The organism is Clostridium sp. CMCC3677 (assembly GCF_023845585.1).
Classification (GTDB): Bacteria; Bacillota; Clostridia; order Clostridiales; family Clostridiaceae; genus Clostridium; species Clostridium aquiflavi.
Genome location: NZ_JAMQHS010000002.1, coordinates 92,474 through 105,381, shown reverse-complemented (window position 1 = coordinate 105,381; position 12,908 = coordinate 92,474). Strand labels below are relative to the sequence as shown.

The following is a 12,908-nucleotide window of genomic DNA, read 5'->3' as shown; positions in this document are numbered from 1 at the left end:
TTACTTTAAAAACATAATCTTTAATTAGTTTTATCAAAATCAAGAGGGGGACTTTTTTTGAATACATATAGAGGACTATTATATGCTATTTTATCATCTGTAGCATTTGGGCTCATGCCTATATTTGCATCAATAGCTTACAAAAACGGATCTAATCCGACAACGGTCATAATATTTAGATTTTTATTATCATCAATAAGTATATTTATATATCTTTTATATAAAAAAGTTAAAATTAAAATTGAAAGAAAACCCATGTTAATCTTATTAGCAATTGGGATTATTGCATACACTATTACAACACAAACTTTATTTATGTCTTATAATTATTTAGGTGCTGGACTAGCTACTACTCTTCATTTTATATATCCAGCAATTGTATGTATTATTGGTTTTGTCTTTCTTAAAGAGAAGATTAGTAAAAGAAAAATAATATCATTATTTCTTTCAGGCATAGGCGTTTATTCTCTTGTTGCTTTTGAAAGTAAATCATTAAGTACATTAGGAATATTTTTAGCATTATTTTCCGGAGTAGCTTATGCAATTAATTTAATTGTATTAGGACTTGACTGTATAAAATCAGTAGATAATAAAATTTCAACTTTATATATGTGTGTAGGGGCTACTCTAGGTATGGTTACATATGGTCTATTTACAAAATCAATAGTATTGAGTTTTAATACTAAAATAGTAGGATCATACATAGGAATATCATTAATCTCCACTATAGTATCTATAATTTTATTACTTAAAGCTATTGAATTAATTGGAACTTCATCAACATCTATTTTAGGAACTTTTGAACCAATAGTCAGCATAATTTTTGGTGTATTACTTCTTGATGAAAATTTATCTTTTGAATTAGTAATTGGAGCTGCATTAATATTAACTGCAACTATTGTACTAGCTAAAGATACAAAAGGCGAATAAAGATAGCAGTAGGTAAATTTGTACTTATTATAAATTTACCTACTGTTATTTTTTATTTAATATTTATCTCAGCCATCAAAGGATAATGATCTGATGGATATTTACCATTAATATTATATTTTACTATTTCTACATCAATTATTTCAAACTCTTCTGATACAAATATATAATCTATATGTGATCCCTTTTCTTTATTTTTAAAATGACCCATAGTAGCTTTATTATATAATGACTTATTCATATCTTGTACAGCTACAAGTCTTTTATTGAAAATATCTCCATTTATAAAATTCTTAATTAATTTACTATTAGGACTAGCGTTAAAATCTCCCATAATTATTAATGGAAGTTCTTCTTTTTCTTGTTCTTTCTTTATAAACTCTGCAATCTTTTTAAGTTCATATGCTCTTGCTTGTGGCAAAAGACAATCTAAATGCGAATTACAAACTCGTATTCTTTTCCCATTTTCTAATTCAATTATGGCTGTTGTGCAGATTCTTGGAAACATTGAATACCATCTTGATCTTCCTATCTTTTCTGGATTATCACATAGCCAAAATGTTTTATAATTATCTATCTTATGTTTTTTGGAAATCAAAATATCATTTCTCTCTGAAAACAACTTTTTACTTCTTGGATTGCCTACAATAGTATATGTATTGATATTATTGTATATATCTTTAAACATTTTCTCAGTTATTTCTTGAGTACCTATAATATCACAATCATATTTATTTACTATATCAAACACTAAGTTTTTTCTCTCAGCCCATCTATTATTAAAATCTAAAATAAAATCACATCTCAAATTAAAAGTCATTACCTTCATAGCAATATCCTCTTTTCAGCTTGTTTTAAAAATTCATTTATTAAATTATTATCAACTTTGTTTTATCATTCTTTAATATATAGTATCTGTACTTTATAAAAAAAAAGACCATCTTTATTATAAAAATAAAAGATAGTCTCTTTACAACCACATAGATTTCTTGCTAACAATTCTTATATTCGGTTGTGACACTTCAGCGTAGCACCAATACTGTCACATAACCGAAGGATCGATTTTTAATGTGCACAGTATTGGTAGCGTAGCGAATTGCGCGCAACCTAATGATGTGTGTCTGACAAATCTCCACCATGGCGCAACACCACAGTATAAAGGCCAAAAAATCTATGTTTTTTAATTTTCTTATTTATTGAATTATACCATATACAAAACCAAATTTCAACATTTTTTAACTTTTTTAATAAAATAATCTTATTGATTAAAATTCTTTAATTAGTTATAATATAAAATATAATTCAATTGATATTGAATATCAATTGAATTATACATATTGTTTTTACAAAGGAGGGATTATATTGAATAATATTTTATTTGCTTTCTCATTAACTCTTTTTTCAGGATTATGTACAGGCATAGGAAGTGCTTTTGCTTTTTTCGCTAAAAAAACTAATACTAAATTTCTTTCTATAAGTCTTGGTTTTTCAGCAGGTGTTATGATTTATGTATCAATGATTGAAATATTTTTTAAAGCTAAAGATGCTCTTACAGAACAATTTGGAATAAAGACTGGTTCTTGGCTTACTGTAGTATCATTTTTTGGAGGAATGCTTACTATAGCACTTATTGATAAAGTTATTCCAGTTGGAGAAAATCCACATGATATATATAAAGTTGAAGACTTAAATGCAAATAAAGTTAATTCAAATAACAAACTTTTAAGAACAGGATTATTTACTGCAATAGCTATTGCAATTCATAATTTTCCTGAAGGGCTTGCAACATTTATTTCTGGCCTTCAATCTCCATCTATAGCAGTTCCAATAGCCGTAGCTATTGCAATTCATAATATACCAGAAGGTATCGCAGTATCAGTTCCTGTTTATTATGCTACTGGTAATAAGAAAAAAGCTTTTGTATATTCTTTTCTTTCTGGATTATCTGAACCTTTAGGAGCTATTATCGGATATTTAATCTTAATGCCTTTTATTAGTAATGCGGTATTAGGTATTATTTTTGGAGCAGTAGCTGGTATAATGGTTTTTATATCACTTGATGAACTTCTTCCCTCTGCAAGAGAATATGGGGAACATCATCTTTCAATATATGGACTAGTAGGCGGTATGATACTAATGGCTGTTAGCTTATTATTATTTCTATAAAATTTAGTCTAGTTCATATTTAAATTTAAAATTACACAGTTTATTAATTTTCTTAAGCGTGTATAGGTATTATACGGTTATTTAAAATATAAATTAAATTTTATTCATTGAGCAAATTTTGAACTTTTAATAAGGCTATGTTTTAAGTGAATGTTGATATTTTAGTATAAGGGCGAACTGGCATTGGAATTTGCTTTTTAGAACTCTTAATGAAGATTTGTACAATTAATTGCTTGTCAACAATCTTTGATTGGGAACATGCATTAATTGGACTAAGCTTTATTTTAGAGTTCTTAAAGTAAATTCCTCTGTCCATGAGCTTTATACTACAATATCAACACTGTTTTAAAACATAGCCTTTAATAAAAGCAAAATCACCCCTAATGTGATTAACCTAATATATTATAATTTTTAAAACAACTTTATAACTAACTATTAATCAACTCCATTGCAGAATCAATGATAGCTTTGTATCTTTTTTCATTAACACTTTTTATCCATGATGTCATTCCTGATATTTCATTTATAACTTTACTAGATAATACTTCACCATTATTTTTATCTTTATTAGCATTGTAAATAGCAGCCCTTAATTTTTTAATCCATTTTTTAGGTACTCCAATTTCTTCGTTATTTATTACAATACCTGTTATACATTGACAATTATTTTTTCTTAAGAATTTTGTTTTATCCTTGTTTATATTAAAACCCTCTTCTTTAACAATCTTTGAAACTAATCCTATAAATCTGCCAATATTTAATTCATCATCATCCCCATTAAAGCTAAAACTCATATCATCGGCATACCTTGTATAAGTAAAATTATATTTAGAGGAAAGTCCTTTTAATCTTTTGTCTAATTTTATACAAATTATATTTGTAATCATTGGACTTGCTGGTGAACCTTGTGGAAGAATTCTATTTGATGTCTTTATATATTTTTCTTCTCCTCTAACCTCTATTTTCATACGTTCGCAATATGTACAAATCATTGCTAACATAGATGCAATATATCCAGAATATCCAAAGGATTTAAACATTCCTCTTACTCTTTCAAATGTAATTGTTGGAAAGAAATCTTCAAGATCTATATTAATAAGCAATTCAGGTTGTTTAAAATGACTTTCTGCCGCCGAAACTACAGATTTTCCCTTTAAAAATCCATGAGCTTCATCACTAGTAGGAATTTTTAATAGAATGTCATCTAAAATTTTTCTTTGTGAATTCTTTAATACTGATTTCGGAGCTGCAATATTACGAACTCCTCCTCTTTTTTTAGGAATAGTGTATCTATAATAATGATCAACAGATACTACATCTCTATGATAAACTAAAAATCTCAGCTTTTTATATTCTATTCCTAGAAAACTAGCTAGTTCTTTGTCATCATTTATAATAGGTAAATCTTGTGCTAATAACTTTTCCTTATGAGTTTCTTTATCTTTAAGTAAACTAGAATATCCTTTTCCTATAAATACAATTTTATCTTCTTTTTCTTTCTTCCATTCCTCTGAGCGCTGTCTTTTTTCAAGTTCTCTTTGTTTTTTTCTTTCAGCACGCCTTGCAATAGATTCCTCCATAATAGTCTTAGATACATCCAATCTTATTTTCTCATAATCCCATGTTTCATCGTACTTTTTTTGAAGTTCTATTAGCTTTGAATTTATTTTATCTTTTTCTTCATATAAATTAGCAATTTCATCAATTACTTTTTCATATTTTTCTAATAGATTTTTTCTATTCTCATACTGTTCACTTGTTTCATTTTCTTGTCTTTCATAAGGGGTAGGTAGATTCTGTGGCCAAAACCCATATTCCTGCATCTTTACAAGGGTAAATTCCTTTTTACCCATTGCATTTACAGCTTCTCTATAATCTTTTCTATTATTTTCTTGGTTCTCCATCATAGTACCGTCTCCATAATATCATTAATTTTATATTCTTTATTTGGTTCTAATTTTAGCTTTAAAAATTTTGTAGAAATTAAATATAAAGCTAAAATATGTGAACAAGGAGCTGAAATATTTCTAGGTCCTTTATTAAAATCTCTACAGTCACATTTAACTTTTGAAAGCTGACCTTCTTCATCTATTTTTATTAAAGTTTCTGTAAAATCAAATTCTCTATTAAAATCATCTGTCCTATAATATTTCCACTTTTTATATTTAGGATTTGGCGTCTTTAGCGAATGTGTAAAAATAAACTCATTATCTTCTGTCATTGTCACCCTAAAGTTATCCATGCCTTCATCTATATGTTCTTGGACCTTTAATTCCATAGGTGTTGTTTCATATAATTCTTTTGGAATTTCTTCATTGCATAATCGTCTAAATCTTACAGAGTCATTTATTGCATCATAATAACCTTCTCCACGTCTTAAAAGCATACCTATTCCTGCTTTGTTTTCACTCTTTGAACTTTCAGTTAAATCTTCATAAATTTTATCTATTGAAGCAAAACGTTTTTCTTTTAATAATTCATAAACTTTATCGTAATTTCCTTCTCCAATAAATCCACCTAATATGTTAAATGCTGTCCCTTTTACCCAATCGTTAGAAGACCATGATGAGAAACCTATAGTCATCTTCATCGCTCCCATATCTCCTATAATAAATTGTGGCATTCCAAATCCAAGAAGTCTTACTTTAAAAGACTTAACTAAAGGAATTATCTTTTCTAAAACAAGCCAACGTCTTCTTCCCCATATTTTTTCTTCTCTTTTCTTTTCTCCATTATAAATTGAATTAAGAGTAAGAGTCTTTCCAAAAGGTTCAAAAATAATTTTAATTGGCTTATCAGGTTCTAATATCCACTTCATATATCTTGGACTTTCTTTTGCTTTATGTCTTCTTAAAAATGAACATATATCATACATATCCATTGGTGATAACTCAACATCCACTCCACCTAAACTGGCAGCTGAAGAAACTTGATTAAACCCCTTTATCCATGTCTCAGGAAGCTCTATTTTCTTTTCCATATGTTCAGGCATTACTCCGCTATCTACTCCAAAACCCTCTGGATTAACAGATAGATTTACATCACTATAGGTTCTAAATCTATCAATTTCTTTAGCTAATTTAGCTGAAAAATCTATATTAGTTGTTCCTAAAGATGGTTTTTGTAGTAACTCAAATTCTTCCATATCAATTGATAAACATCCATATGTAGACTCATCTACAGAAAATGCTTCAAAAGATACTTGATCAGGATGAACTGTTATTACAGGATCTAAAACAAACCACAGGTCCATATCTCTATCCTTTATAAATTTCCAAAAGTCTTTTTCAATCTTATAATAATCTTTCCATATATCATGTTTATCAATTTCTTTTTTTAGATTGTTTTTAATATCAATTAAATTAAATATTTCTTTATTTTTATCCTCAATGGAATTTAATAATGTATTCATATCATTATTAAGGCTATTTCTTATTTCTGGCAAATACTCATCATGTTTTAATATTCTTCTTTCAATTTCTTTGTCAAGCCACTCAAAGAATTCAACTCTTTCTTTCTTTTTTTGACTCATATCAGAAATAACAATTTCACGAAGCATAAGCATTGCATCTCTAAAAATAAGTGGATGCTTTAACTTCCCTAAAAAAGATACTTTTTCATTTCTTGAAAGATCTGGACTAAGTCCCAAAACTGTTTCATTTCCTTTATTTAGACACATAGATGGACTTGCATATTCATACTTAACCTTCAAGAGACATTGCCCCCTTTCTTATTTTAGCTAATGCCATAAGTGCACGTTCTGAATCTACTATAATATTTGAACCTCCGATATCTAGTAACATATCTTCGATTTCATTTAATTTATTTTTATATTTAGTTGCAAATTTAGGTATAACCTCATATATACTGTCTTTGCTCTTAGAAATTCTATTAGGAAGAAATATCAATGTTTTTACATAATACATAAAAAGTTCCTCATCTCCATCACCTAAGTTTGCAAGTATCTCAGTTGTTTTATTAGAAATATATTCTTTTACTTCACTTGAAGTATGTTCTAACATTTGAATTATAAATTCTTTAGGAATTAAGTCGCCATATATCTCTTTTAATTTTTTAATTCCAAATAGATAAACTTTGTTTACTGGAGAATCGATTATTATTCCATGTAACTTCTTTTGTTCCTCATTAATCATATTCTCAAAAATTTCTTCTGCTTTTTTATTAAGTATAGTTATATCAGATTCAAACATAATTAATAGGGTAGAAAATCTTTTACTTAATGCTTCACTATTTCTTTCAATAATGCCAAACAATATCTTAATCATTTGCGCTGTAGCAGATTCTAATATACTTACTAATTGAGAATCCTTAGGTATCTCATTATTTTTTATTGATTCTAATAGAGAAACAACTTGTCTATTTCTTTCTGAAATTGCTTTTTGTGTATCTTTTATATTAACTCCATTAAGTAGGTTCTCTAATTCCTTATATGAAAGTGAAAAAATTGCTTCCTCTACAAATATCTCAGTCCACTCTGGCATACTAGATTTTTCAAAAATTGATGAAATAACATATGATATTAAATTCATCTTTTCATTATTAGATATGCCTTTAAGTTTATTAACTGAAAGTGAAAGCAAGTCTCTAATTTCTTTAGATAAAGTAACATTGGTCTTTCTAAATCTATCAGAATTATCTATAATTTCTTTCACAAAGTTTAAATACTCTTTTTCATTTAACGATAAAATGCTTTCCTTAAATAAGTTTATCCAATTATCAAGATCATTTAAAAACATGAAATTCACTATATCACTAGATTTAAATTTTCCATTAGTCCTTTCAAAAAAACTAATAGCAAGCTCATGAACATTTTCATTTTTACTATTGATTAAATCTATCATTAATTTTGAATCAAATTCATCTAGTTTATTTAACTTTTCTGTAAGAATGTTCATAAACATGTTGGCAAGTGGTTCATAAGAAACTAATGTTAAATCACTTAACTCTTTATATGACATATTATTTATAAGTTCATTGGTTCTTTCTGAGTCTTTTAAAATATAATAACATGCCTTAAATATTGGATTAATATTTGAATTTATAGCTATGTATAATACATCATCTAAGTGATTGTCCCATATTTCCTTAACAAATTCATATCGCCCTTGAAGTTTCATTAATTGATCATTTTGCATCCACTCACTTCTAGCTTGCCAATTATCCCAGCCTATTGGAGGTTTTTCTTTAAAATCATTATATAAATAATATTTTATAAAATCATTGAATTGAAAATTCCCTTTAAATTTACATACATAATCATGCTTTGTATAACTTGTTAGAAGAGATTTCATAGCTATTATAAATTTCTCTTCATCATTTTTTGCATAAGAATCCATAATTTTTCTTACATATCGCTTAAAGTATTTTAGTTCTTTTCCTTTACCAGTACCTTTAAAATAATATGTTAATCTTGGTGAATCTAAATAATAAGCTATTTTACCAATAACATCTGCTAATCCATATGCTTCTGCTTCTTGAATTGTATTTTTAAATTCAATTGTATTTAACATTACTCCATCAGTGTAAATCCCTTCTTTATAACGCTGAGGAGATCTAGACTCTACCCACTCACCCTTTTCATAATCATATCTTCCATAGTATTCTTTTAAGAGCTCTTGAGCTGCATACTTTCTATAATGTGCTCCTTCAAGTACTTTATTAGAAGGAATATCTTTACCATTAATATGAATAAGATGTAAATCCATTTCTGATAAATGTGTACGTATAAAGCTTTCTCTTTTTTGTCTTAATTCTTCTGTTATTATATTTACATATATTGTTACACATCGTTTTACACCTTTTGTATAATTTTCGCCGCCCCAATTTATATTTGATTTTAAAATATTTTTTGCTTCTTCTATCAATAATGAATTATTATATCTTGCAAACTCTAAGAATAAACCTGATATCATTTCAGTACTTCCAAGTTTTAAAAGTAAGTTGTAAATTTCCTTTGGTGGATTGCTTTCAATTAATTGAGATAATCTTTTTTTTCTCATATAAATATTTTTATTGCTAAACATATCATAAATAACTAAATAGTATTTATGATATTCTTCATCCAAATTTAAAACTTCATTAGGATGATTAGCTAATCTAAAATTAAGAAAACTTATATTTTTAGCTTGTACATTTTTCACGCAGTCTTCATATGATATTTCTTTAAAGTAAGGTAATACTATTTTATTTTCCTCTTCTAAGTTTTTGAATTCATTAACTAAATAATTTTCATCTCTTTTCCAATACCAACTATAATCAACTCCATTTTTATAATACATTCTAGGAAATTCTTCATCTTTATTCCTATTATAATATCCATCTTCTTGTATAATTTTTACTGATTCAAAAGATGGTAAATGTCCTTCACATCCATTAAATATAGCATAACTAGAATATTTAACTTCGTCTTCAAGAATACTAGTTACAGATTCTCCATCACTTTGAGTATTTTTAAACTCATGTTTTCCATAAAGTATAAGAAAACTTGGATTATTGTTATTATCCCATCCCCATAAAACTATGCTTCTTAAAGGATTATAATCCTTTTTCCATACTCGGTTTAATGTTTTAGTGTTTTTTATAGGACAATTTATGCTATCAACACTATCATTTAATTCGATTTGATCAACTTTATCTTCTTTTGATTTTAAGAAAGAAAAAACTGTATTTAAAAAGTTGTTTTCTTTAAACTTTGACATAACAGTAAACCACCTTAATCTTTTAATATTTTTAGACTATGTTTTAAATTTAATACAAAATATTAATTCCACATAATTCTTTTCAAACTATTTTATCACAGTTATGTTTAATATTAAATATTAATAATTTAAAATAAAAGACTATGTTTTAAATATGTGTTGATATATCCAATTATTCAGTCCACTTTTCTTATGCATATATCAGTACGCTGCTAAAACATAGACAAATAAAAAAATAACCTAACACATTTATTTTTTTACAAATGCATTAAGTTATTTTAATTGTGAATATATTTTAAGTTATTTGTTAGCCTTATTTTAAAATATTTTTAATCGTTTACAAAATAACTACATTTTAATATCCATATATTTTTCATTATCTATTCTAATATTCTCCAATTCATTGGTTATAGCTTTATCCATTGATTCTATATACCTTTCTATTTTTTTTGCTTTTTCTATATCTTTTATATTATTTATGCAAAAACTCAATATTTTTTTATATGCATCTCTTTGCACTTTAATTAATTTCCTATATTGTTTGTTATTTAAATCAACTACATCTACTTCATTCATAATACCTCACCCTCCTAAAAATATAATTCTACAAAAATTCTTATTATCCTTTTTTTGTAAATCAATATTATGATATTATAGGTATAATAAATAATATAAAAAAAACATAATAAACAAAAACACAACTAGAAAATATATAAAAACTTTAAATATTTTCCTGTGTTTTCTCTATTATGTCTCAACAGGTAAAAATCTTACTATATAATTTTTACTAATATGTCACTATTATACAACATTAGTCATATAATTCGATATGCTAAAATCTCATTAGCATTATGTATTACTTAATTCTCTTTTATTTTACTATATACTTCATTATATTTCAACATATTTTTTGAAAAAATATGCTTTTTTAGAAAATAAATAGGAATTTTCTTGATTAAATTCATCAAGAAAATTCCTATTATTCTTTATTATTTAATTTTTTCATCAAATTGCGACTATTAATTAAATTATTGAATCTTAAACTTAGAAATTTCTTCTCTTAATTTATCAATATGTTGTTTTGTTTTTGAAACTTCTTCAACAACTTCTACTGATTTATTATTAACATCACAAGTTCTATTTGCTATTCCAGCAGTTCCAGTTGCACCTTGTGACGATGCTTGTGATACTTCTTCAATTGACTGCATAATATTTCCCATAGAACACATCAGTTCTTCAGCAATAATACTAAATTTAGTAATTATATCACCTATTGTTTTAGCATCTTCATTGTATACATTAGCCACATTTAACATAGTTTTATAATCTTTATCTATATCTATAGATACAAATTTTAAAACTTCATTAGCACTACTTGAAAGATTATTTACGCTACCAGTAACTTTACTAGTTACTTCTTGTATTTCTAAAACAGTATGTTTTGATTGTTCAGCAAGCTTTCTAATTTCTTCAGCTACTACTGAAAATCCTTTTCCTGCATCTCCAGCTCTTGCAGCCTCTATTGCTGCATTTAATGCAAGCAAATTAGTTTGTTCTGTAATTTTCATAATAGCGTCAGATAAAATATTAATTTGATTAACCACCCCTGAAGATTCAATAGCTTCTTCAAGTTTTTCTTTAGTATTAATAAAAATATCATTTGCCTTCTTTTGAGATGCTATAACATTTTCTTTTGTTATATTAGCTCTATTACTAATTTCTTTTGCATTATTTGCACCTTCTTTTGACTTATCTGCAATAGATATAATTGCTTTTTCTATTTCTTTTGAAGTTGTAGTCATCTCATCTGTAGTAGCTGCTGTTTCTTCAACACTAGCTGTTAACTCTTCAGTTGCTGCAGATATATCTTCTAAATTAGAATTTAATACATTTACATCTTCTATAACATTATTAACTTCATTTTCTATAGAGTTTGATTCGCTTTTGATTTTACAAATTAAGTTTACTAATGCAGTTCTCATATCTTGAATGCCATTTATTATAACTCCAATTTCATCTTCTCTTTTAAGATACTTAGAATTTACTTCTATCATAAAATTACCTTTACCAATTTCGGCTAAATATTTTGCAGCTTCTTTGATAGGATTAGTAATTTTCTTTACATTTTTAATAATTATCACACTTATAGCTAGTACCATAATTACAGCTATACATAAAAATACAATGTTAGTTTGTATCATATTTTGTTTTAATTCTTTTTCTGAAATAAGAGCTGCCAGATTCCATTCTGTACCTTCAACTCCCTTAGAATTTACAAAATATTTTTCTCCACCAATATTAACATTAAATTGCTTAGAATCTCCTTTTAATAAATTATCTAAATTCTCTATATTGACATCTTTTATGTTTTTAAAATTATTTTCTTCATTGTTTCCATCTGCCATAATTGTTCCATTTTTATGAACAATCATAAAAAATCCAGTTTTTCCAGTCTTCATATTATTTAATATGTTACTTATAGAAGACTGTTCAACATCAATCCCCACAGCACCAATAACGTTTCCATCAGTATCTTTAACAATTCTGGCATTGCTTGTAATCATTGTATTAGTAGTATCTATGTACGGTTCTGTCCTTTTAATTTCTCCGTTACCATCAATAGCAAGTTTATACCACTGTCTTATTGTAGGATCATATTTTTCCGGTATATATGTTTCTGGCCAATTAATATATCCACCATCTTTTGTAGCTAAATAAATATATTTAGTTTCTGGATGACTTGCAGCGTATTGATCGAAAACTTCATATATTTCCTGTTCAATTCCTCCATTTATGGAAGGTGTCATGTCAACTTTAGTACTATTGTCTTTATATTTAGTAATAGTTGCATCACCTTTCATTACAGTAGGATTTGTGGCCATCATATTAATATTAGCATCAACTTGATTGTAGAAATTATTAATTGCACTTGATACAATGTTCATTTGTTCATTGGAGTTATTAATGTATTCACTTTTAGCTTGTACACTTATTCTATAAGAAATAAAAGTCATCATTATTACCAAAAACAAACAAATCATTCCTACTGATAGTTGTAAAAATCTAGTTTGTATACTTCTATATTTTTTCATA

The 12,908-nt window shown here is 26.6% G+C and carries 8 protein-coding genes; 2 read left to right on the top strand and 6 right to left on the bottom strand.

The window, feature by feature from the left end; all coding sequences use genetic code 11:
* Positions 1-57: 57 nt before the first annotated feature.
* Positions 58-930, top strand: coding sequence for a DMT family transporter (locus NG901_RS02520; protein WP_252212177.1), 873 nt, complete (start codon positions 58-60; stop codon positions 928-930).
* 52 nt (positions 931-982) lie between these two features.
* Here NG901_RS02520 and NG901_RS02515 read toward each other — a convergent pair whose 3' ends face one another.
* Positions 983-1,759 carry an endonuclease/exonuclease/phosphatase family protein gene (locus NG901_RS02515; RefSeq protein WP_252212176.1) on the bottom strand — a complete coding sequence of 259 codons (777 nt, stop codon included), beginning with the start codon at positions 1,757-1,759 and terminating at the stop codon, positions 983-985.
* Between the two features lie 533 nt (positions 1,760-2,292).
* On the opposite strand from NG901_RS02515, the gene zupT reads away from it, so the two are divergent.
* On the top strand, positions 2,293-3,096 hold the full coding sequence (gene zupT / locus NG901_RS02510) for a zinc transporter ZupT (protein ID WP_252212175.1): 804 nt from the start codon (positions 2,293-2,295) through the stop codon (positions 3,094-3,096).
* Positions 3,097-3,524: 428 nt separating this feature from the next.
* Here the strand turns inward: zupT and NG901_RS02505 are convergent, their stop codons facing one another.
* The 5 genes from NG901_RS02505 to NG901_RS02485 all read right to left on the bottom strand — a co-directional run bounded on the left by NG901_RS02505 (position 3,525) and on the right by NG901_RS02485 (position 12,907).
* Positions 3,525-5,003: a reverse transcriptase family protein gene (locus tag NG901_RS02505; protein WP_252212174.1), complete on the bottom strand. Its 1,479-nt coding sequence runs from the start codon at positions 5,001-5,003 to the stop codon at positions 3,525-3,527.
* Positions 5,000-6,808, bottom strand: a complete 1,809-nt coding sequence (locus NG901_RS02500) for an SWIM zinc finger family protein (protein ID WP_252212173.1) — start codon at positions 6,806-6,808, stop codon at positions 5,000-5,002. Before NG901_RS02500 ends, NG901_RS02505 begins: the two co-directional genes overlap by 4 nt.
* Positions 6,798-9,815, bottom strand: coding sequence for a hypothetical protein (locus tag NG901_RS02495; RefSeq protein ID WP_252212172.1), 3,018 nt, complete (start codon positions 9,813-9,815; stop codon positions 6,798-6,800). Before NG901_RS02495 ends, NG901_RS02500 begins: the two co-directional genes overlap by 11 nt.
* A gap of 348 nt (positions 9,816-10,163) precedes the next feature.
* Positions 10,164-10,391 (bottom strand): hypothetical protein, encoded by a 228-nt coding sequence (locus NG901_RS02490; protein ID WP_252212171.1) that lies wholly within the window; start codon positions 10,389-10,391, stop codon positions 10,164-10,166.
* 452 nt (positions 10,392-10,843) lie between these two features.
* Entirely contained in the window at positions 10,844-12,907 is a 2,064-nt protein-coding gene (locus NG901_RS02485; RefSeq protein ID WP_252212170.1) for a methyl-accepting chemotaxis protein, read from the bottom strand.
* Position 12,908: the final 1 nt, after the last annotated feature.